Genomic DNA, 21,749 nt, shown 5'->3' on the forward strand with positions numbered 1-21,749 from the left:
CCATGAAACTGCCTGCTTCGCTCGTCTTCGGCCTCAGCGCCCTGGCCCTGTCCATCGGCGCCATGGCCGCCGAAACCTACGCGCCAAAACCTGACCCGCAACAGGGCGATGGCCGCGTGTCGGCCTTCTACACCTGGACCAAGGCCATCCCCGCCACGCCCGGCAAACTGCTGCGCAGCGAACCGCTCGAGCAGGCGCTGAGCCTGCCCAATGCGGCCAGCGCACAACGCATCCTGTACACCTCGCTGGACGGTATCGACGGCAAGACGCCAATCGTGGTTTCTGGTGCGCTGTTCATCCCCAAAGGCAAGGCACCCGCGGGCGGTTGGCCGGTCGCCAGCTGGGGCCATGGCACCGTCGGCGTGGCGGATATCTGCGCGCCGTCCTGGGCCGGGCGCAGCTACCGCGACGTGCAATACCTCAACCGCTGGCTGGATGAAGGCTATGCCATCGTCGCCACCGACTACCAGGGCCTGGGTGTACCGGGCGGCCACCCACTGCTGAACAACCGCATGGCCGCTTACGGCATTCTCGATGCGGCCAAGGCCGTGGTCGCCGGCGTACCGGGGCTGGCCGACAAGGTGTTGATCATTGGCCAGTCGCAAGGGGGGGCCGGGGCCTTTGCCGCCGGGGCCTATGCGGCAACCTATGCGCCCAAGCTGGGCGTCAAGGGCAGTATCGGCACAGGGGTGATCTACACCGTGGGTTCGAAAAATGTCGGCGAACAGGACCAGAACAAGGTCGACCCGGCCCTGGCCTACGGCTTCTACACGCTGCTTGCCGCGCAGCAGTATGACCCGAGCATCGACCCGCGCGACTTCTACACCGACAAGGCCCTGCCACTGTTCGAGCAGGCGCGCACCAGTTGCCTGTCAGCACTGGTCAGCGACGTGGTCGGCACCGGCCTGACCCCGGCCAATGCCAAGAAGGACTACCAGGGCGACAAGCTCAAGCCCTGGCTGGCGCAGGTGTCGTACCCGACCTTGAAGCTGGCCCAGCCGATCTTCATCGGCACCGGCGCCGAGGACAAGACCCCCGCCGCCGCCACCCAGGTAGCGCTGATGCAGGACGCCTGCAAGGCAGGCTCGGTGGTGCAGGGCCACCTGTACAAAGGCCTGGGCCACAGTGAAACGGTAAATGCCTCGTTGAAGGACTCCATCCCCTTCGCCCGCCAGGTCATCAGCGGCCAACCGGTCACCCCTAATTGCAGCCCAAGCGTCCAGTAAGGAGGCCAGCCCATGAGCATCGAATTCTTCACCCGCCTGCCCCTGCATGGCGAAACCCAGTTCCTTCCCGGCGACCCGCGCAACCGCGGCGACTGGCATGCGGGCGGGCCCAGCACCGGTGCGGTGTCGGGGTTTGCCGTGGGTGATCACTTCACCTACATCGACTACCTCGGCCAAATCGCCCGCGCCGCTGAAATAAACGGTTTTGGCGGCGCGCTGATGGTCAATGCCCCCACCGGCGAAGAGCCGTGGACGGTGTGCTCGCTGCTGGCCCGTGAAACCCGCACGCTGAAATTCGTCACCGCCTTCCAGCCCTATCACTACACCCCATGGGTGGCCGTGCAGCAGGCCGCGACCTACCAACGCGCCACTGGCAATCGCCTGGTTTGGAACATCATCAATGGCGGTTCGGATGCCATCCAGCGCCAGGTCGGTGACTTCGAAGACCATGACCAGCGCTACGCCCGCGCCACCGAGTTCATGGACGTGGTGCGCGGCTATTGGCACAACGAGCAGTTCCACTACCAAGGCACCTACTACCGCGCCGAGGGCGGTGGCCTGCGCGGCCCGCTGAAAAAAGCCGAGCTGCCGCTGATCTGCACGGCAGGTTCGTCGGTGGCAGCGCGCGAATTCGCGGCCAAGCACGCCGACTTCTACCTGATGCGCGCCGAGCACCCGGACGAGATTGCCGCGCTGATCGCCGATATCCGCGCCCGCGCGCTGAAGTGGGGCCGCACCGATATTCGCTTTGGCCTGTCCATCGACGTGATCGCTCGCGATACCGAAGAGGCGGCACTGGCCGAGGCCAAGCGCTTCTTCGACGAAGGCGTGGCCAAGGGCACGGTCAAGGCTCGCGCTGCCCATGCGGGCCTGCGCACGGCACGCAAACTGAGCTATGAGCACGACTACAACGACAAGGACGAGCAACAGGCCTTCGACGACTTCTTCATCCACCCCAATGTGTGGACCGGCTTCGGCTACATCGGCATCCCGCCCGGCTGCGCGCTGGTAGGCAGCTACGCCAACGTAGTGGCGCGCATCCGCGAGTACCACGGCATAGGCATCGATCTTTTCTTCCTGGCCGGCTACCCGCACCTGGAAGAAGCCTACCGCATCGGCGAGCACATCCTGCCGCACTTTCGTGACCAGCGCGCAGCCCTTGCCCGCCCTGTAGCCGAACCCGTGCAACTGCACGCCAGCAACGGAGCCTGACGCCATGGCCAGGGACGGTTACCCACTGAGCCGGCGCAGTTTCCTTGGCCACGCCGGCGTGCTGGCCGGCGGGTTGCTGGCCGGCTGCGGCCCCGCCGACGGCCCAACCTATGCCGTGGCCGACCAGCCACGCCATGGCGGGCGCCTGCGCCTGGGCATCATCGACGGCAACCAGAGCGGCAACCTCGACGCCCACAAGCCCATCGGCAGCGGCATCGTGCGTGGCTTTGCCCTGTACAGCAAGCTGTGGGAATGGGACGAGCAGATGCAGCCGCGCCTGGCCCTGGCCGAGTTCGCCGAGCCCAATGCCGATGCCAGCAGCTGGACCTTGCGCCTGAAGCCGGGGCTGGAGTTCCACCACGGCAAGACCATCGACGCCGACGACCTGATCTTCTCCATCCGCCGCCTCACCGACCCGCAGCTGGCCTCGCCCTACGCGGCGCTGCTGCACTGGGTGGACCGCGACAACCTGGTCAAGCTGGACGACCGTACCGTGCGCCTGGGCTTTCGCGAAGGGCGCAGCTACCTGCCGCTGCCGGAGACCTGGGTCAACTTCGGCGGCATCGTGCCGGTGGACTACCACCCAGTCACCAACCCGGTCGGCGCCGGGCCTTACAAACTGAAAAGCTTCACCCCAGGTCAGCGCTCACTGTTCACCCGCTTCGACAACTACTACAAACCCGGCAAGCCTTATGCCGATGAACTGGAGATCATCGACTTCAAGGACCAAACCGGCCGCCTGGCGGCATTGCGGGCCGGGCAGATCGACATGGCCAACGTCATGTCCACCGAACACCTGCAGGTGCTGCAAGCCGACCCACGGCTGCGCCTGCTGAAGTCGGTGAGCGGCAACTGGCTGTCGTTCGACATGAACACCGCCAAGGCGCCGTTCGACGACCCGCGCGTGCGCGAGGCATTCCGCCTGCTGGCCGACCGTGACGAGCTGGTGCGCCGTGCGCTCAATGGCCAAGGCCGGGTGGCCAACGACCTGTATGCACCGTTCGACCCCACCTTCGACCACAGCATCGGCCCACGCCCTCATGACCCGCAGCGCGCAGCCCAGTTGCTGCGCGAAGCCGGCCATGAACAGTTGCAGGTGGAGTTGGTGACCACGCCAGGGCCGGGGCTGGCTTCGGCCCTGGTGCTGGCCGAGCAGGCCCGGCGTATCGGTGTGACCCTCAATGTGCGCCAGGTCGACCTGGCCACCTTCCAAGGGCCGCAGCGCGATGACTGGACCTTGAGTACCGGTGGCAGCATCGGTGCGCCGTTCCTGGCCAGCGCGATTCACACCGATGCGCCATTCGCCGTGGCCAACAAGACCCACTTCAACGACCCCGAATTCAGTCAGGCCTTTCTCGCCGCCATGGCCCAGCCAGACCTGGAGAAGCGCAAGAACCTGGTGCACCAGGCGCAACGCATTCAATACGAACGCGGCGGCATGTTGATCTGGGGCTTTGCCGACCTGCTCGACAGTGTCAGCACCCGCGTGGGTGGCGCGCAGGCAGAGCAGTCGCTGTTCAGTACCTGGCGGTTCGAGAGCCTGTGGCTGAAAACCTGACCCTGTTACTACGCGGTCTGCCTTTTGTAAGAGCGGCCTTGTGTCGCGATAGGGCCGCAAGGCGGCCCCAGGATTTCAGCGTCGATACATAGATTGCCGGGGCCGCTTTGCGGCCCTATCGCGACACAAGGCCGCTCCTACAGGGACCGCGTGTACCCAATACCAACCGCAGGCGCGGCTGCGCCCTCGTTTCTCCCACATTCCTACTCTTGAACGAGGCCCAGCCAATGCCCCGCGTTACCTTGCTGCACCCAAAATTCCAGCCTAGCGCCCTGGCGCTGGCCATCCTGGCCACCAGCACACCCATGGCCTTCGCCGAAGACACCCAACTGCAAACCGTCACCGTGCAGGCCGAACAAACCGACGACGACGCCCTGCCCACCCGTCCGCCCGCTTCGATCTATGGCGGCCTGGAAGCCAAGGTGCTGGACACCCCGCGCTCAGTCACCCAGATCAACGCCGAACAACTGGCCAACGACCCGATCCGCAGCTCCGACGACCTGGTCAAATACGCCCCCGGCATCACCCGCGGCGGTGGCCAGAACGCCGGTATCGCCCCGCAGATGCGCGGGCAGAACACCGAGGTGTTCCAGGACGGCCAGCGCGCCTACGGTGTACGTCACCCGGCCAATTTCAACGCCTACGAAGGCGCCGACATCGTCGCCGGCCCATCGTCGGTCACCTACGGCTCGGTCAGCGGCAGTGGCGGCTACGTCAATTACCTGAGCAAGAAGCCCGATTTCAACCGCTTTCGTACCAAGCTCAGCGGTGAGATCGGCAGCTGGATCCCCGATGGCGAGTCCCGCGATGCCACCAAGTTCAGCATCGACAACACCGGCCCGCTGAGCGACAACCTGGCCTACCGGGTAAGCATTACCCGCCAGCGTCAGGAAGACTTCTACGACAACGTCGAGAACAACTTCGACGCTTTCTACGGCGCCCTCGCCTGGCGCAATGACAACCTGCGGGTGGACTGGAACGCCGCCTACGACGACTACTACGACTACAACATCACCCACGGCTGGAACCGCGCCAGCCAGGGCCTGGTCGACCACGGCAAGTACTACGCCGGCCGCGCCACGCCGATCATTCAGAATGGCAATACCTTGTGGTCGCCGGTGCTGTCCTCTGGCGCCGCCGATGCCCAAGTCCTCGGTTGGGTACAACGCCAGCGCAATGCCCAGGGCCAGTACGCGGTGGTCAACGGCAGTTTCCAGGGCGCCTCGCCCAACACCCAGGCCAACCCCGGCAGCCTGCGTGGTTGGGTCTACGACCCCTCGCTTGCAGGTAACGGCCTGACTTCGCTGTCATCGCAGACCGGCCAGCGCGCGCAAGACGAAAACCGCTCGCGGCGCTTCACCACGCAACTGCGCGTCGAAGGCGACCTGACCTCGTCGATCACCCTGGCCAACAGCACCTTCTACCAACACTCCACCGACACCACCGACGCCGTGGGCGCGTTCCAGGTGCAGGGCAAGGACGACATCTTCGACAACCGCTTCGAGTTCCGCGCGCGCGGCCAGTGGCAGTTGGGCGACCTGACCCTGATCGACGACAGCAACACCGGGCTGATCTATCGGCGCGAGCGCAACGAGTCAATCGCCGCCAACAACAGCTTCGGCAGTACCATCAACGCGTATGACCTGACCCTCGACCCGACCTTGAAGAACCCCGGCGACCTGCTCGGCCTGAGCGGCCGCAACCCAGCTGGCGGCAACGCTGCCTGGATCGGCCAACCCGGTGTGCCGCAATTCTCCAGCTATTACGGCTGGCTCAACCTGCCCGCCATGTACCCGGCAGGGCACGGCCTGTATGCCGAATCGGTAGCGCCGTACACCGCAGACAGCACCTGGACCACCAAGACCCTGTTCAGCCAGCACAACCTGCGCCTGGGCGAGCGTGTAGGCCTGAACGTCGGCGCCAGCCGCAGCTGGATAGACGCACGCATCGAAAACCCATTCGTGCTGCCCGGCGGCAACCCGCGCAAGGACGCGAACAACTACCGGTTGTTTTCGGTGCAGGTCAGCCCCTACTTCAAACCCACGGACAACAGCACACTGTATTACACCTTCGATCGCTCGCTGGCGGTGAACACCGGCTTCTTCACCAACGGCCTGGGCTGGGGCAGTGGCAGCGGGGCCAACCAGCTCAACCCGCTGGCCTTCGAGAGCCTGAGCGTGTTGCATGAGGTGGGCTTGAAGGTGGAGGCAGTGCCCGACCAGCTGTTCCTGACCCTGGCGGCCTACCGGCAAGCCCGCGACCAGTCGCCGGACAGCAACAACAACATTGCCCGGCTGATCGTCAAAGGCTGGGAAGCAACCCTGCGCTACCAGGACCAGCACCTGCGCGGCGGCCTCAACCTCAGCCGCATCAGTGCCTACAACGAGTTCACCAGCCAAGCGGGGTTTGCCTCGGCGGGGTTCATCCCCGACAACGGCACCGTATTCGGCGACAACAACAGCCTCAACCAGCGCCCGTCCGGCAAGTTCGATGCCGTGCAGATCCCCGAATACAACGCCGGCGGCTATGTCGACTACCGCTTCGATTCGGGGTTTGGCGTCGAGCTTTCCGGCTGGTGGACCAGCAGTTGGTACCTGAACCTGAGCAAGACGGTGAAAGTGCCGGACGAATACAACCTCGACCTTGCCGTGTACTACCGCCAGCCCCAGTGGGGCGTAACGGTGCGCATGCTCAACGTCACCGACGAGCTGAATTTCGTCAGTGGCCTGGCAGGTTCCACCAACACTTTCCTGCAACCGATGCCGGGCCGCACGCTGCTGGCCCAGGTCGATTACCAGTTCTGATCACCCTCAACCTGAAAGGCCTCAGCCATGTCCATTGAATTCGTCGGCATGATCTTCCCCCGCCAGTGGTCCGAGACCCGTGGCGTGCGCACAGCGGACTTCGACCTGCCGTTCATTCGTCACCACGCCCGCGCCCATGAGCATGCCGGGTTCGACCGGGTGCTGATCGCCAGCGGCCCAGGCAGCGCCGACAGCCTGCAGATTGCCGCCTATGCGGCCGCGCACACCGAACGCCTGGGTTTCATGATCGCCCACCGCCCGGCCCTGACAGCGCCAACGGTGGCCGCACGGGCATTCGCCACCCTCGACCATACCACCGGCGGCGGGCGCATCCGCCTGCACGCAATTACCGGTATTACCGCCGAGCCGCAAGAAGGTGACACCCTGCTGGACAAGACCGAGCGCTACCGGCGTGCCGACGAGTACCTCGAGATTGTCCGCCGCACCTGGACCGCCGAGGAACCGTTCGACTTCGAGGGCCGCTACTTCAACATCAAAGGTGCTTTTTCACCGGTCAAACCGTTGCAGCAGCCGCATATCCCGATTTCCTTCGGTGGCTCGTCCGATATCGCCTACCAGATCGCCGTCAAGCATGCGGATTTGTATGCCCTGTGGGGTGAGCCGCTGAGCGGTGTTGCCGAGCAGATCGGCAAACTCAAGGCGGCCGCGGCCGCCGCAGGCGTAGCCGCACCCAGGGTTAGTCTGTCGGTGCGGCTGATTTTGGCTGCCACCGAAGAACAGGCCTGGCAGCGCGCCGAACAGATCCTCGCGCAGATCAAAGCCAACCCGCAGTTTGCGGCAGACAGCCCGTGGCAGAAGCGCATCAAAGGCACCGGTTCCGAGCGCCTGCTCGCTGCCGCCGCCCGCGCCGACCGGCATGATCGGGCGTTGTGGATGCCGACGGCGACCGCAGTGGGTGCCTATGGCGATACCACTGCGCTGGTGGGCACGCCGGAAACGGTGGCCCAGGCGTTGCTCGATTATGTCGACCTAGGGGTGACCACTTTTCTCAACCGCGGTTATGACCCGCTGTATGACACGGTGGATTACGGGCGCTGGGTGATTCCGGCGGTGCGCGAGGAAGTGCGGCGGCGGCAGGCGCGGTTTGTGGGGTGAGGATGGGGTGTATGGGTTGGGGTTGCGTGTTGGCTTCTGGGTTCATGGCTTGGGGTATGCAGCACCTGTGAGATCGAGCGCCGCCCGCGCGGCGCTCGATCTCACAGGCACCAAACACCCCAAGCCATGAACCTAGAAGCCAACACGCAACCGAGGCGAATGCTCCACCAGCGTCCGGGTATACGCATCAACCGGCCTCCCAAGCACCTGCTCGGCACTCCCCTGCTCCACCACCCGCCCCTGTCGCAACACCAGCACCCGGTCGGCAATCGCCCGCACCACCCCAAGGTCATGTGTGACGAACAACAAGGTCAGCCCCTCCCCCTGCAAACGCTGTAGCAAGGCCAGAATCGACGCCTGCACCGACACATCCAGCGCCGAGGTAATCTCGTCACAAACCAGCAGCCTTGGCTCGCAGATCAACGCTCGGGCAATCGCCACACGTTGCCGTTCACCACCAGACAAGCTATGCGGGTACAAATCCGCCACCCGAGCCGGCAACGACACCCGTTCCAACACCGCCTCGACCCGACGCCGCGCCTCACCACCACGCACACCGAAAAAGTGCGCCAACGGCGCGCTGAGCGTTTGCCCGACCGTCTGCCTTGGGTTCAAGGCCCGATAAGGATTCTGGAACACATACTGAATCTGGTGACGCAAACGGGCATCACGCTCGCGTGCGGCAAACGCCAAAGGCTCGCCGGCGTAACGCATTTGCCCCTGAACGTTCTCGCCCAGCCCGGCAATGGCCCTGGCCAGGCTGGTCTTGCCCGAACCCGATTCGCCCACCAGCGCCAGGCACTCCCCTTGCCCCACACGCAATGAAACATCGAACAGCACCTGGCGATCGTAAGCGACATCCAGCTCCCGAACCTCTAGCAACACGGCTTCGTTCGGCACCGATTCAACCTCGACAGCCGCCCCCGCAAGGGGCAGCGGTTCTTGGTGCGGCACCAGGCAGGCGACCTGATGCTTGCCGTCGAGCGTCAGCAACGACGGTTCGATCACCGAACACTCGGCACGATGCCGGTCGCAGCGCGGCGCAAACGCACAGCCATGCGGGCGCTGCCCGGGTGCCGGCGCATGCCCGGCAATCGCCTGCAGCGGCTGACGCCGGGCAACGTCGGGGATAGCCGCGAGCAAGGCACGGGTGTAAGGGTGCGCAGGGTTGCAGAACAGCGCCTCGCGCCCGGCCACCTCCACCAGCCTCCCGGCGTACATCACCATGACCCGGTCCACCAGCTCACGCACCACGGCCAGGTCGTGGGTGACGTAAAGCGCCGCCACACCGTGTTCACGGCACAGGCGCTTGAGGGTCTGCAACACATGGGCCTGGGTGGTGACGTCCAGTGCGGTAGTAGGCTCGTCGAGCACGATCAACCGGGGCCGCAGGACGAACGCCAGCGCCAGCATCACCCGCTGTTGCTGCCCGCCAGACAGTTGGTGCGGGAAGCGCCGCAGGAAGGCGTCGTCATCGGGCAGGCCCACCTCCACCAGGGTTTCTCCGATGCGCTGACGCACAGCGTCGCGCGACAGCTTGGGCTGGTGCGCCAGCAGCGTTTCACGCAGCAAGGCCCCCAGGCGCAACGCCGGGTTCAGCGCCGTGGCTGGGTCCTGGGCCACGTAGCCGACCAGCCCGCCACGGGCCAGGCGCAAGGCTTCGCCTTCGAGTGCCAGCACCGACTGCCCTGCCACCACCACCTGCCCGCCAACAATGCGCGCGCCCTGCCGGGCATGCTGCAACAATGCCGTGGCCAAGGTGGTCTTGCCTGAGCCGGACTCGCCGACCAGGCCGACAATCTCCCCTGCCGCCAGGCTGAAGGAAACCTCGGCCAACACCTCGACCTGCCCAGCCAGTTCCACCCGCAGCTCGCTGACTTGCAACACGTCGCTGTCGACCTTCAAAGGCGCATTCATGACTGTTTCTCCCCGACCCGTGCGCTGACCCGGCCAATGCCCTCGGCGAGGATATTGGTGCCATAGGCAAACACGCCGATCAGTAACGCCGGAGCCAGCACGGCCCACGGCTGCACCAGCAAGCCGGCCTGGTTTTCATTGATCATCAGCCCCCAGTCGGCAGCAGGCGGTGCCACCCCGTAGCCCAGAAAACTCAAGCCCGACAGCATGCCCACCGCCCAGGTCAGCATGTTGCCGAAGTGCACCAGCAGGGGCGTAAGAATATTCGGCAGGATTTCCAGAAAGAGGATGCGCCAACGCGGGTAACCCATCATCTGCGCAGCCTCGACAAACTCCTGCCCGGCTACCGCCACCGCGCTGCCGCGCGCCAGGCGGATGACGCCTGGGGTGAAGGCAATGGCTACGGTCAACACGATCAGCCACGGCGCCCTGCCGAGCATGGACACGATCAGCAGCACCAGGATCAGGTCGGGAAACGCCAGCGACACATCCGCCGCCCAACTGATCGCCTGGTCCAGGCGCCGGCGCGAGAACCCGGCCAGCAAGCCCAGGCTGCCACCGACCAGCAATGCCAAGGTGGCTGCGGCAACCGACATCCACAGTACCGATAACCCGCCACTGAGCAGCCTCGATAACAGGTCATGGCCAAGAAAATCATGCCCCAGCGGCGCTCCGGCGGCCGGCGGGCCGTACACCGGCCCCACCATCGCCGTGGGAGCATGCGGCGCCAGCCAGGGGCCGAACGCGGCCAACAGCGCCACCAACAAGGTGATCACGGCGCCACGCCGTACCTGCGGGTCGGCCAGCCAACGGGATTCAGTCATGGGTCGCCTCCTGGGCAGGGGTGCTGCGCGCGCGTCGCCACCACGGGCGGATACCGCGGCGGATACGGCGGATCATCCGCACCCGGCGCGCGGTACGCAGCTTGGGGGTAAGCAATACGGTCAACAGATCGGCCAGCAGGTTGATCAGCACCACCGCCAGGGTGATGACCAGCACCACGCCCTGGATCATCGGCAGGTCGCGCATCTGGATCGCTGCGTTCAACGCCGTACCTATACCTGGGTAACTGAAGATCACCTCTGCCAGCAGGGCGCCGCCGACCAGCGTGCGCAGGGTCAGCGCCACGCCCTGGATCGCCGGGGTCAGGGCATTGGGCAACGTGTGCCGCCAGACGATGCGCCGCTCGGGGATGCCGCGCAGACGGGCGGCGATCACGTACTCGGACTCCAGCGCCTCGATCATCGAGGCACGCACCATGCGCGTCAGGTACGGCAGTGCCGACAAGCTCAGGGCCACTACCGGCAGCACCAACGATTGCCATTGCCGCCACAACGGCAACTGCGGGTCAAGGATCGACACCGCCGGCAGCCAGCCCATGCCCGGCATGGAAAACACCAGCACCAGGCCGATGGCCAGCAAAAAGCCCGGCGTGGCCTTGAGCAGAATCAACGCCGACAACCCCCAGCGGTCCAGCCGGCTATCGCGGCGCAGGGCCAGGCTCACGCCCAGCAGCAGCGCCATCGGCACCACCAGCGCCAGCACCCCGGCCAACAAGGCCAGGGTATGGCCCAACCGGCCAAACAGCAGCTGCGCCACGGGTACCTGGGAGTCCAGCGAAATGCCCAGATCGCCGCCCAATGCGGCGCCCAGCCAGCGCAGGTACTGCACCAGGATCGGCTGGTCGAGGCCCAGTTGGCGTTGCAGGGTGAGGATACTGTCCAGCGGCGCATCCGGGCCAAGAATCACCCGCGCCGGGTCCGAGGGCAGCGCCTGGGTGGCGACGAACACCACCAGGGTGATCACCCACGCGGTGAGCAGGCCATAGCCCAGTCGGCCGATGAACCAGGCCAGCCATGCCGGTGTGCGGGGCGTGTGTCGTGTATCAGGCATTGGGGTTCAACCAGAGCTCGTCAAAACGCCAGGAGGCGAAGGTGGTCTGTTCCGGGGTGAGCCCGCCCACCTTGGCCGACGCGGCATCGAGCACGTCGGAAAAGCCCCAGACCAGCAACCCACCACGTTCGTGCTGGATGGTTTGGGCTTCATGCACCAAGGCCTTGCGCAATGCCAAGTCAGGCTGGGCAAGGGCTTGCTGGAACAGGTCGGTAAAGCGCGGGTCGTGGAAATTGCTGCGGTTGTAGATGGCCTGCGGTGCATCGTTGTGCAACGCCGAGGCGAGAAAGCCGCGCGCCGGAGTCGAGCCCGGCGACAGCTGCCATTGCTCACGCTGCGGGCCATTGAAGACGGACCCATCCACCTGATTGACCTTCACCTGCACCCCGGCTTTCAAAGCCTGCTGAGCGAACACCAGCGCGGCGTTGACACCGGCCCCCGGCGTGGTTGTCAGTTCGACACGCAAATCGCTCTGCCCGGCCTGACGCAGCAGCGAACGGGCCTGGTCCAGGTCGTAGGGGCGCTGGGCGATGGCATGGTTGAAGGTGGGGTCATGGGGCGAATACAGGTCATTGGCCACCCGCCCAAAACCATTCAGGCCACGCGCCACCAACTCCTGGCGGTCGGCCAGCAGGCGGAACGCCTGGCGCACCCGCACATCCTGAAACGGCGCCTTGGCCATGTTCAGGTTGAAGCCGGTGAACGAGGTGGTCGGCGAGGCATACAGCCGCAGCCGTGGGTCGGCCTTGAGCAACGCACTGTGCTCGGCCTGTACACCACTGGCCACGTCGATCTGCCCGGCACGCAGCGCTGCGGCCCGCGAGACCTGGTCCTTGAATTCGATGATTTCCAGCTCATCCGCATAGGGACGGTTGGGCTTGTAGTAGTTTTCGAAGCGGGTGTAGAGCGAGCGTTGGCCGGGGATGAAGCTTTTCAGCCGGTACGGGCCGGCACCGACCGGGTTGGTCACCGGGTGGTAGTCAGTGGGCACGATGCCGCCGAAGCTGATCAAGGTTTCGTCCAGGGGGTAGAAGCTTTGCCCCTGCTTGAAGCGAATTTCGAGGGTGCGCGCGTCCAGCTTGCGCAAGGCCTGCCGATCGATGGCGCCGACCAGCCCGGCAAATGGCGAGGCCAGTTGCGGGTCGGTCAGGCGCAGGATCGAGAACAGCATGTCATCGGCGGTGATACTTTTGCCGTGGTGAAATTCCAGCCCAGGCTTCAGCCGGATGGTCCAGGCACTGGCATCGGCGTTCGGCTCGGCGAACTCGGCCAGTGCCAGGCGCGTGCTGACATCGGCATTCCATTCCCAGCACTTGGCGTACAACGCCCAGCCGCGGATGATGCCGCCACCCACCGGTTTGTGCGCATCGAGGTTACCGGCCTGGTCACCGTCGATAATGCCCACCCGCAGTCGCCCGCCACGCACCGGCGTGCCCGTCGGCACCGCGCTGGCGGTTGCTGGCGCGCCGCTGTCGCAGCCGCTGAGCAACCCGCCGCCAAGCAGCAGGCTGCCGCCAACGGCCAGGCTGTTGCCGAGAAACACCCGGCGCGAAAACAGCTCGCTCATCACCCTCTCCTTACGCCGTTTGTGCCACGGGCGGCTTGCCGGCCGCAGCCAGGCGCGGCACCTCGAAGCCATGGTCCAGGTCCAGCAGCGGGAACAGCAGGTCAGCCACCCGGTGCGCTTCATCGATCAGCGGGAAACCCGAGAGGATGAATGCCGACGTGCCCTGGGCCTCGTACTCACGAATGCGCTCGGCGACCTGCTCGGCGCTGCCAACCAGGTAGGTGCCGGCAGCCGGGCCGAGGATGTTGAAGCCAAACAGGCTGGGGCCTAGCCAGACATTGGGGTAGATCTCCAGTTCGCGGGCCGTGGGCAGGCGCCCGGCGCGGATGCTGTCGAGGTTGCGCTGAATGCGCGGGTCGTCGCTGACGTAGCTGTCGAAGGTTTGCCCCGGCGGCAGCTGGCGCTCGATGGCAGCACGCGCGGTGGCCAGCGAGGTGCGCTGCAACAGGCGCTCGGCGTGGGCCCAGGCTTCTTCTTCGGTCTCGCGCACGATCACCTGCAGGCGGGTGCCGTAGGTCAGCTCACGGCCGATCTTCGCCGCCTCGGCCGCCACCCGGCGAAACTTGTCGCCGAGCTTTTGCGGGGTGTCGGCGAAGCTCAGGTAGACATCGAGCAGTTGCACCGAATGGGCCACGCCCGGCACCGACGTACCAGCGCCCCACAGCGGGATGCCAGGCGTTTGCTTCGGTGGGTGCCAGCCGCCCAGCGGGTGATGGGCGGCAGCTGGCGAACGGGGTGAAAGCTTGACGTAACGGCCGTCGTAACCCGCGGTGTCTCCGGCGTAGAAACGTTGGAAGGCGCGCCAATACTCCAGACTGAAGTCGTAGCGCTCATCGTGCGGATAATGCACGCCCAAGGTGGCCAGGCCAGCGTCGTTGCCGTTGACCACGTTGAACAGCAGACGGCCGTTGGAAAACTGGTCGAAGGTGAGTGCCCATTTGGCCAACACTGCTGGCGACAGCTCGCCGGGGTGCTGGGCGACCAGGAAGCGCAGGCGATGGGTGGCGTCGATCAGCGCTGCCGACACAGCCAGGCTTTCGTTGGGGCTGGAGCCGAGCAGCGAGCCATAGTAGCCCAGGCGGTCAGCGGCGATGGCCAACTGCTTGAGGTGCTCGAAATCGGTGTGCCAGCGGCCTTCGGGCTCCCAGGGATAGGGGCCGTCGGGGGTGGTGAGGTACCAGAGGATCTTTACTGCCATGGGGTGAGTCCTTGTTTCAGGTAAGAGCGGCCTTGTGTCGCGACAGGGGCGCGCAGCGCCCCCAGCGATCTGCTCAGCTACGTCGATCGATGCCAGGCACCAAGCCCAGCTCGGTAGCGCGCTCATACAACCCGCTCATCTTCCACTGCTGGGTCAGCACCCCCGGCCCATAAGGCCGCGACCCACCCAAGGCGTCCGCCAACAGCTGAATCTGCGCGCCCTCCTCCAGCAACAGGATGAACTCCGCCGTGGCCCGCAACCCCTGCTTGCCCCACACCGTGGCGCCGCCGTTGGCTTCCAGGATCGCCAGGTTGAACGGGTTCTCGACGATCTTGTCGAGAATGAAGTCCACCTCGGCCTGGCGCCGGTCGATGTACACCGGCAGCTCGCGGGCCAGTTGGTAGCGCTGCACCGGCACATAGTGGAACGGCAAGGTACGGTGGGTCTGGGCCCAGGCGCCGAGGTACGGGCTGTGCACGTGTGACACGGTGGTGATGTCGGCGTGGGTCTGGAACAGCTTGGTGTAACGGCCCAGGCCACCTTTGCCCTTGCCGACGATGACGTTGCCGGAAAAGTCGGTCACCGTGGCCTGCAGTGGCTTGTGGTGGTTCCACGGGCCGCCGTAGTTGACCGCTACCAGCAGTTCTTCACCGGGCACCCGCTCGATAAAGCCGACCGTGCCATTGGCTGTGATGGTGTTGGTTTCGCGAAAGACGCTGAAGGCCGCTTGCGCTTCGGCCACCACCTGGTCGATGAAGGTTTGCAGTTCGGCAGTGATGGGGCGTTCGTTGATCAGTACGGTCATGTTCAATCTCCGGTCAGGTCAGGCGCGGCGCTGGGCCAGCAGTTCATGGGCAGCTTGCAGGGGCCGCGGGTCGACCCAGTCGGCGATGGCGAAGTCGGCTTCGAGGAAGCCGTGCAGGTAGAGGAAATCTTTTTGTGTGCCAAGGAAGGCCAGGCGCTGCTCGGACAGGTCTGGCGCCAGGGTGGTGTGGAAATCGCCACGGTAGGCGTCAGCCACGCCTTGGCTGCCAGCGCGGGTTTCTTCTTCGAGGATGCGATTGAGCGCGGCACGGTTGCCGGCTGCCCATTCGGCAGCACGCAAGGTCTGAGCAAGGAAGCGCACCACCAGGTCAAAATGGTTGTCGAGCAGGCGCTGGTGCACGGTGATCGGGCGCGGTGTGCCGTTGTTGATGCGGTGGCGTGAGTCGGGCAGCAGGTCGAGGTCGACGCCGACCACCAGGCCCAACCGGCGTGCCGCATCAGCCGCTGCCGCGCCCTTCACGTACACCGCATCGACGTCACCGCGCGCCAGGTACTCCAGCCCCGACCACAGCCGTTGCAGGCCCAACTGCGGGGTGGCGGCGTCGGCCTGGTCAAGCAGAGCCACTTCCACCAACTGCACGTCATCCAGGTGCAGGCCAGCCGAAGCCAGGGCGCCTTTGTAGCCGTGCAGGCTCATGGCCCGAGCGATGCTGCCGGGGCGGCTGTCGCCCCAGGCCGGCAGGGCCAGGCGTTTGCCGCGCAGGTCGGCGGCGCTGCGAATACCGGAGTCTGGGCGGACCAGAATGGTTTGCCATTCCTCGATCCAGGTCAGGCCGATCAGCCGGCTGGGCGAGCCTGCAGCGCGCGCCGCCAACGCCGGTACGTTGCCGCCTTCGCGCAGCAGCCCAGGCAGCTGGTGATCGTAATGGTGATGGCCCAGCTGGCGGGCCTCCTGCAAGGTCGAGACCGGCAGGCCGTCGGGGGCGAACTCTTGTTCCAGCCAGCCGAGCTTGTAGGCGATGCCAGAGGCGGTAGGCACGGGGCAGCGGGTGAACCAGATGCGCTCCAGGGCGGACGGGTCGTCCGCCAGGCGTTTTGCGGTGGGGGTTGCGAGGGTCATGGGGAGGCTCCTTGGGCGTCGTGCAAGCACCATTGCAGTGTGCGTGCCAACCGCTAGAAGCCTTGATTTACGCGGGGCTGGCTGTTGTGACAGGGCGCATGGTGCTGGATTGGGAGCAAGATTGCGGGTGGGGTGCTGCCAGATCAGCAAGGCGGCTGCTGCTGGGGCAGCAAAAAGTTGTAGAGACCGCGCAGGATGGGGCTTGAAGAGGGGGTGGCAAAGATATTGCTCAAGGGCTTGGGACCGCGCCAAGGCGCACTGGCCCCTTCAGACCTACCCGAGACCTCTTCATGAGCGCCATAGAACCCTCCCCCGCCCGCCGCCTCACCAGCGAAGCTCAAGCCATCGAAGCCGCCCGCCAGGTTGCTGCACAAATCGCCGAGCTGGCCGCCGACCCGCGCAACAACGGCCAGCTCCCCCACCGCCAAGCCGAGCTGTTATCCAGCAGCGGCCTGACCGCCATCGCCGTGCCGGCCGAATTCGGCGGCCTGGGTGCCTCGGTGCAGACCGTGGTCGAAACCGTGCGCCTGGTTTCCACCGCCGACGGCGGCGTCGGCCAACTGCTGCAGATTCACAACGTGATGCTGCGTGGCATCTTCACCGGCTACCCGGATGAAGTACGCGACCGGCTGATTGCCGACGTGCTGGCTGGCAAGCGCTTCGGCAATGCCCTGGCCGAAATCGGCGGCAAGAACAAGTTCGCCCTCAAGACCCGCGTCGAGCGCCGCGCCGACGGCCAGTGGGTACTCAACGGCAGCAAGTTCTACTCCACCGGCTCCTACCTGGCCGAGTGGATCTCGCTGACTGCCGCCAGCGAAGACGGCGGCGTCGGTGTGCTGCTGCACCGCGACACCCCCGGCTTGACCCTGGTCGATGACTGGCAGGCCTTCGGGCAGCAAAACTCGGTGAGCGGCACGGTGAAGTTCGACGATATCGTGCTCGACGAACGCTACCTGACCCGCCGCAGCGGGCCGATGAAACGCACCGGTCTGACCTTCCCGCAGATCCTCCACGCGGCCATCGACACCGGCATCGCCGCAGGCGCATTGCAGGCGGCGGTCGAGTACCTGCGCGAACATGCCCGCGCCTGGGTGGAAAGCGGCGTCGAGCGCGCCAGTGACGAGCCGCATGTGATTCGCCAGGTCGGCGAGTATGCCGTGGCGCTACGCGGCGCCGAGTCGGTGCTGCGCGAAGCGGCGCGGGTGTTCGACGAACACGAGCGCGATCCGCAGAACAAGGCGTTGCAGGATGAGCTGATCTTGTCGGTGGCTACCGCCCGTGCGCATTCCGATGCGGCGTCGCTGAAAATTTCCAGCGACCTGTTCTCGCTGCTGGGGGCCAGCGCTTCGCTCAGCAAGTGGAACCTCGACCGCTTCTGGCGCAATGCCCGGGTGCACACCACCCACGACCCGATCCGCTGGCGCCTGCACAACGTCGGCAACTACTACCTGAACGGGGCGGATCCCGGGGAGTACACGGCTGTGCTCAATGCCAAGGAGAACCAGGGCGCTACACGCCGCTGAAATGGGGTTTGGGCGGGGGGCGCTTTGCGCCCCTATCGCGACACAAGGCCGCTCCTACAAGGGGCGGCGTCGCATTCTGATCGAGCATTTACATGAACCACCCTCTTCTTCGGGCCTTGGCCATCTATCGCGAAATGCCTTGGCGCTTCGCCCTGGTCACAGCCTTGTACATTGCCGGCAACCTCGGCTTGGCCTGGCAACAGTGGCTGATCGGCCACGCGGTCGACGATGTCAGCAGCGGCCGCGCCGTACAGCGCCTGGCCGATGGCAGCCTGGACGCCAGCATAGCCTGGCACTGGCTGTGGCTGCTGCTGGCCATTGCCCTGGGGCGCGGCCTGTTGCAATACGCCGCCGCCGTGTTGTCACTGGTACTCAGCCAGGCCCTGCTCACGCGCCTGCGTGAGCGCATCCTCAGCCAGGTGCAGTACCTGCACCTGGGCTACCACTGGCGCCACGGCATGGGTGAACTGGTTACCCGCACCACCCGCGATGCCGACAAGGTGCGCGACGCGCTGATCACCTTCTGGCGGCAGATCATCGAAACGCCGCTGGTGGTGATCGCTGCCGTTGGCCTGTTGAGCTGGTACGACCCGCTGTTGGGCCTGGTGCCCTTGTTGCTGACCGGTGCCGGGCTGTGGCTGTTCGTGGTACAGACCGACCGCCTGGTCACCCTCGACCGTGCCGTGGGCGCCGCCTACGACCAGGTCAGCCAGGACCTGGCCGAAGGCATTGGTGGGGTGCGGGTAATCAAGGCCTTCGGCCTGGAAAAGCAGCGCATCGCCCGTTTTGCCAGCCAGGTCGAGGTGTTCACCGGCCATGCTCGCACCGCCCTCGCCTACGCCAGCTCGCGCATTCCGCTGCCGCAGGCGGTGGTGGCGCTGGGGCATGTGTGGATCCTGGTCTATGGTGCCCAGCGCGTGGCAGCCGGCACGCTGGGCATCGGCGAGCTGGTCACCTCGCTGCTGGTGGCGACCACGCTGGTGTTCCGTATCGAAGGCATTGGCCGGGTGATGCAGACGTTTGCCGATGCCCGCGCCAGCGCCGAACGCATCTGGCAGTTGCTGGACGAGCGCCCGGCCATCATTGGCGGCCATGCCGCCCTGCCCGCCGGGCCGTTGGGGCTGAAGCTCAACCAGGTACACGTCAATGCTGCAGAAGCGGGCCGGCACATCCTGCACGACTGCTCGCTGACCCTGCGACCCGGCGAAGTGGTGGCGCTGGTCGGCGCCACCGGCACCGGCAAAAGCCTGCTGGCCAGCCTGCTGCCACGCCTGGCCGATGTGCAAAGCGGTAGCGTGCAGGTCGGTAGTGACAGTACCGGTTGGCATGACCTGCGCGACCTCGACCTGGCCGACCTGCGCCACCGCGTGCAGGTACTGCCGCAGGAGAGCTTTCTGTTCTCTGACAGCCTGGCCGCCAACTTGCGCATGGCCGCACCGCAGGCCAGCGACGCGCAGTTGCGTGAAGCCTTGCGCCTGGCCGCCGCCGAGGATGTGCTGGAGCGCCTGCCACACGGCCTGGACACCCCGCTGGGCGACCGTGGCGTGACCCTGTCCGGCGGCCAGCGCCAACGCCTGTGCCTGGCCCGCGCGCTGCTTGGGGCACCCGATATCCTCTGCCTGGACGACGCCACCAGCGCCTTGGATGCACTGGGCGAACGCCAGGTACTGCACAACATCCGCCGCCTGCACAGCACAAGTGGCCAAGGCCCGACCTTGCTGCTGATCACCAGCCGCCTGTCCACCCTGCTGCTGGCCGACCGCGTGCTGATGCTGGAAAACGGCCGCATCGGTGCCTCCGGTAGCCATGCCGAACTGAGCACGCACAACGCCCATTACCGCGACCTGCTGGGGATCGACCATGACTGATGTGCAGCACACCCCTGCCAGCGATATCGACACCGAGCAACGCCTGGCCCGGCAGGCGCTGGACCGTGGCATGTTCCACCGCCTGCTGCCGCTGCTACGGCCTGTTCGCGGGCAGATCCTGGCAGTGATCGGCATCGAACTGCTGCTGGTGTTCACCGTGTTCCTGCGCCCGTGGTTCGTGCGCGAACTGCTGGACAATGGCCTGGTGCCCAGCGCCGACCACTGGCTGCTGGATGAGCGCCTGGTGCTGTGGCTGGGCCTGGGGCTGGCGGCGAGCTGGCTGGGGCGTTTTCTGCTGGCCGGGGTGTCGCAGTTCGTTGCCGGACGCGCTGCCATCGGCGTGCTGAACGCGCTGCGGGTGAAGGTGTTTGCCCATGTGCAGGCGCTGTCGGTGAGCTATTTCGACCAGACCCGCGCCGGGCGCATCATTTCCCGCGCCGACCGTGACGTGGATGCGCTGGAGCCGCTGCTGGTGCAAGGCCCGCCGGAGCTGCTGGGTGCCTTGCTGCGCTGCGGCCTGGCGGCGGTGATGCTGTGGCGCATCGAGCCCAGTTTCTTCTACAGCCTGGCCGCCACAGTGCCGCTGCTGGCCGTGGCCACCTGGCGTTTCAAGCGCGTGTCGCAACGCAACTGGGCCAAGGTGGCCGAACAACGCAGCCGCTTCACCGCGCACCTGGTAGAAAGCGTCAGCGGGGTGCGGCTGATCCAGCAGTGCGGGCAAGAGCAGCGCAACCAGGCGCGTTACCGGCGCCTGCTGGAGGACTTCAACCAAGCGCTGATTCGCGGCAGCCTGCGCGCCGGCTGGTTCGCCCCGTTCACCGCATTGCTGAGCACCACCGGCATGGCGGTACTGCTGCTGGTCGGCGCCCATGGCCTGGCCGAGGGCAAGGTGAGTGTGGGCCAGGTGGCCGAAAGCCTGTTCTACGTGTTCCTGTTCCTTGGGCCATTGCAGGAGCTGTCGGACCTGTTCGAGCGCTATGCCACCGGCAGTGCCTCGGCCCAGCGCATCTTCCTGCTGCTCGACACCCGCCCGCAGGTGCTCGACCCTCCGGTACCGCAGGCGCTGGCCCGTGCGCGCGGCCAGGTGGACTTCGACAGCGTCGGTTTTGCTTACGCACCCAACAGTCCCCGGCCTGTGATCGATGGGCTCGACCTGCATATCCGCGCCGGTGAGGTGCTGGCCATCGTCGGCCCCTCCGGGCATGGCAAGAGCACGCTGGTGCAGCTGCTGACGCGCTTCTACGAAGTGCAGCAAGGCGCCATCAGGCTCGATGGCATCGACCTGCGCGCACTGGCCCAGCACGATCTGCGGCGCAACGTGGGCGTGGTGTTGCAGGACAACGTGCTGTTCAGTGGCAGCATCCTCGACAACCTGCGCCTGGCCGCGCCCGACGCCGACGACGCGCAGTTGGTGGCCGCCGCCCGCGAGCTGGGTGCCGACGAAGTGCTGGAACGCCTGCCGCAGCGCTACCACACCGAAGTCGGCCCACTGGGCGCGCACCTGAGCCATGGCCAGCGGCAGTTGGTGTGCCTGGTGCGGGCGTACTTGGCCGACCCGGCGGTGCTGGTGCTCGACGAAGCCACCTCGGCGGTGGACGTGCACACCGAGCGGCGTATCCAGCGCGCCCTGCGCCGACTGTGCCAAGGGCGTACCGCAATCATCATCGCCCATCGCCTGGCGACCATCCGCGATGCCGACCGGATTGCCGTGGTGAAGCATGGGCGGGTGGTGGAGCAAGGGGCGCATGCCGATCTGATCGGGCGTAGCGGTGCTTATGCAGCGCTGTACGAAGCCTATCTGCGCAGCGCCGGGGAGGTTGCAACCGAAGCTGCGCATTAACGCTATCCCTGTAGGAGCGGCCTTGTGTCGCGATGGGCCGCAAAGCGGCCCCGGCAATCTTCGCGGCAAAGCTGGAGATCTGGGGCCGCTGCGCGCCCCATCGCGACACAAGGCCGCTCCTACAGGTTGATTTGCACTCGTG

15 protein-coding genes are annotated in these 21,749 nt (G+C 66.0%); 8 read left to right on the forward strand and 7 right to left on the reverse strand.

Annotated elements, in window-relative coordinates; all coding sequences use genetic code 11:
• Nucleotides 1-2 precede the first annotated feature (2 nt).
• The 5 genes from DM807_RS21850 (at nt 3) to DM807_RS21870 (ending at nt 7,916) form a co-directional block, all read left to right on the forward strand.
• Nucleotides 3-1,226: a lipase family protein gene (locus DM807_RS21850; RefSeq protein WP_012272951.1), complete on the forward strand. Its 1,224-nt coding sequence runs from the start codon at nt 3-5 to the stop codon at nt 1,224-1,226.
• Nucleotides 1,227-1,238: 12 nt separating this feature from the next.
• Entirely contained in the window at nt 1,239-2,438 is a 1,200-nt protein-coding gene (locus DM807_RS21855) for an LLM class flavin-dependent oxidoreductase (RefSeq protein ID WP_060492915.1), read from the forward strand.
• Between the two features lie 4 nt (nt 2,439-2,442).
• Nucleotides 2,443-3,996, forward strand: a complete 1,554-nt coding sequence (locus DM807_RS21860; RefSeq protein WP_179027915.1) for an ABC transporter substrate-binding protein — start codon at nt 2,443-2,445, stop codon at nt 3,994-3,996.
• A gap of 227 nt (nt 3,997-4,223) precedes the next feature.
• Nucleotides 4,224-6,800, forward strand: coding sequence for a TonB-dependent receptor (locus DM807_RS21865; RefSeq protein WP_012272954.1), 2,577 nt, complete (start codon nt 4,224-4,226; stop codon nt 6,798-6,800).
• A 27-nt stretch (nt 6,801-6,827) separates the two neighbouring features.
• Complete coding sequence (locus DM807_RS21870; protein ID WP_012272955.1) at nt 6,828-7,916, forward strand: LLM class flavin-dependent oxidoreductase; 1,089 nt, start codon at nt 6,828-6,830, stop codon at nt 7,914-7,916.
• Between the two features lie 132 nt (nt 7,917-8,048).
• On the opposite strand, the gene DM807_RS21875 is transcribed toward DM807_RS21870, so the two are convergent.
• The 7 genes from DM807_RS21875 to DM807_RS21905 form a co-directional block, all read right to left on the reverse strand.
• A complete protein-coding gene (locus tag DM807_RS21875) occupies nt 8,049-9,833 on the reverse strand; it encodes a dipeptide ABC transporter ATP-binding protein (RefSeq protein ID WP_179027916.1) in 1,785 nt (594 codons plus the stop codon).
• On the reverse strand, nt 9,830-10,657 hold the full coding sequence (locus DM807_RS21880) for an ABC transporter permease (RefSeq protein ID WP_179027917.1): 828 nt from the start codon (nt 10,655-10,657) through the stop codon (nt 9,830-9,832). Before DM807_RS21880 ends, DM807_RS21875 begins: the two co-directional genes overlap by 4 nt.
• On the reverse strand, nt 10,650-11,726 hold the full coding sequence (locus tag DM807_RS21885; protein WP_012272958.1) for an ABC transporter permease: 1,077 nt from the start codon (nt 11,724-11,726) through the stop codon (nt 10,650-10,652). Before DM807_RS21885 ends, DM807_RS21880 begins: the two co-directional genes overlap by 8 nt.
• On the reverse strand, nt 11,719-13,293 hold the full coding sequence (locus tag DM807_RS21890) for an ABC transporter substrate-binding protein (protein ID WP_012272959.1): 1,575 nt from the start codon (nt 13,291-13,293) through the stop codon (nt 11,719-11,721). The genes DM807_RS21885 and DM807_RS21890 overlap by 8 nt, the downstream gene beginning before the upstream one ends.
• 10 nt (nt 13,294-13,303) lie before the next feature.
• Nucleotides 13,304-14,491, reverse strand: coding sequence for an LLM class flavin-dependent oxidoreductase (locus tag DM807_RS21895; RefSeq protein WP_179027918.1), 1,188 nt, complete (start codon nt 14,489-14,491; stop codon nt 13,304-13,306).
• A 73-nt stretch (nt 14,492-14,564) separates the two neighbouring features.
• On the reverse strand, nt 14,565-15,296 hold the full coding sequence (locus DM807_RS21900) for a class II aldolase/adducin family protein (protein WP_060492921.1): 732 nt from the start codon (nt 15,294-15,296) through the stop codon (nt 14,565-14,567).
• Nucleotides 15,297-15,314: 18 nt separating this feature from the next.
• Nucleotides 15,315-16,376, reverse strand: coding sequence for an ABC transporter substrate-binding protein (locus DM807_RS21905; RefSeq protein WP_069942360.1), 1,062 nt, complete (start codon nt 16,374-16,376; stop codon nt 15,315-15,317).
• A gap of 290 nt (nt 16,377-16,666) precedes the next feature.
• Here DM807_RS21905 and DM807_RS21910 point away from each other — a divergent pair, with 290 nt between their 5' ends.
• The 3 genes from DM807_RS21910 to DM807_RS21920 all read left to right on the forward strand — a co-directional run bounded on the left by DM807_RS21910 (nt 16,667) and on the right by DM807_RS21920 (nt 21,607).
• Complete coding sequence (locus DM807_RS21910; protein ID WP_012272963.1) at nt 16,667-17,899, forward strand: acyl-CoA dehydrogenase family protein; 1,233 nt, start codon at nt 16,667-16,669, stop codon at nt 17,897-17,899.
• 92 nt (nt 17,900-17,991) lie between these two features.
• Nucleotides 17,992-19,767 (forward strand): ABC transporter ATP-binding protein, encoded by a 1,776-nt coding sequence (locus DM807_RS21915; RefSeq protein ID WP_218648028.1) that lies wholly within the window; start codon nt 17,992-17,994, stop codon nt 19,765-19,767.
• Nucleotides 19,760-21,607 (forward strand): ABC transporter ATP-binding protein, encoded by a 1,848-nt coding sequence (locus DM807_RS21920; RefSeq protein ID WP_012272965.1) that lies wholly within the window; start codon nt 19,760-19,762, stop codon nt 21,605-21,607. The genes DM807_RS21915 and DM807_RS21920 overlap by 8 nt, the downstream gene beginning before the upstream one ends.
• Nucleotides 21,608-21,749: the final 142 nt, after the last annotated feature.

Origin of the sequence: Pseudomonas hunanensis, from assembly GCF_013393325.1 — a bacterium.
In the GTDB taxonomy this organism is placed as follows: Bacteria; Pseudomonadota; Gammaproteobacteria; order Pseudomonadales; family Pseudomonadaceae; genus Aquipseudomonas; species Aquipseudomonas putida_P.

Excerpts from the sequence above, each read along its gene's own strand:
- DM807_RS21885 (WP_012272958.1), bottom strand. The coding sequence starts at position 11,726 with ATGCCTGATACACGACACACGCCCCGCACACCGGCATGGCTGGCCTGG.
- DM807_RS21880 (WP_179027917.1), bottom strand. The coding sequence starts at position 10,657 with ATGACTGAATCCCGTTGGCTGGCCGACCCGCAGGTACGGCGTGGCGCC.
- DM807_RS21910 (WP_012272963.1), top strand. The coding sequence starts at position 16,667 with ATGAGCGCCATAGAACCCTCCCCCGCCCGCCGCCTCACCAGCGAAGCT.
- DM807_RS21855 (WP_060492915.1), top strand. The coding sequence starts at position 1,239 with ATGAGCATCGAATTCTTCACCCGCCTGCCCCTGCATGGCGAAACCCAG.
- DM807_RS21915 (WP_218648028.1), top strand. The coding sequence starts at position 17,992 with ATGAACCACCCTCTTCTTCGGGCCTTGGCCATCTATCGCGAAATGCCT.
- DM807_RS21900 (WP_060492921.1), bottom strand. The coding sequence starts at position 15,296 with ATGACCGTACTGATCAACGAACGCCCCATCACTGCCGAACTGCAAACC.
- DM807_RS21850 (WP_012272951.1), top strand. The coding sequence starts at position 3 with ATGAAACTGCCTGCTTCGCTCGTCTTCGGCCTCAGCGCCCTGGCCCTG.
- DM807_RS21920 (WP_012272965.1), top strand. The coding sequence starts at position 19,760 with ATGACTGATGTGCAGCACACCCCTGCCAGCGATATCGACACCGAGCAA.
- DM807_RS21905 (WP_069942360.1), bottom strand. The coding sequence starts at position 16,376 with ATGACCCTCGCAACCCCCACCGCAAAACGCCTGGCGGACGACCCGTCC.
- DM807_RS21860 (WP_179027915.1), top strand. The coding sequence starts at position 2,443 with ATGGCCAGGGACGGTTACCCACTGAGCCGGCGCAGTTTCCTTGGCCAC.
- DM807_RS21895 (WP_179027918.1), bottom strand. The coding sequence starts at position 14,491 with ATGGCAGTAAAGATCCTCTGGTACCTCACCACCCCCGACGGCCCCTAT.
- DM807_RS21870 (WP_012272955.1), top strand. The coding sequence starts at position 6,828 with ATGTCCATTGAATTCGTCGGCATGATCTTCCCCCGCCAGTGGTCCGAG.
- DM807_RS21875 (WP_179027916.1), bottom strand. The coding sequence starts at position 9,833 with ATGAATGCGCCTTTGAAGGTCGACAGCGACGTGTTGCAAGTCAGCGAG.
- DM807_RS21865 (WP_012272954.1), top strand. The coding sequence starts at position 4,224 with ATGCCCCGCGTTACCTTGCTGCACCCAAAATTCCAGCCTAGCGCCCTG.
- DM807_RS21890 (WP_012272959.1), bottom strand. The coding sequence starts at position 13,293 with ATGAGCGAGCTGTTTTCGCGCCGGGTGTTTCTCGGCAACAGCCTGGCC.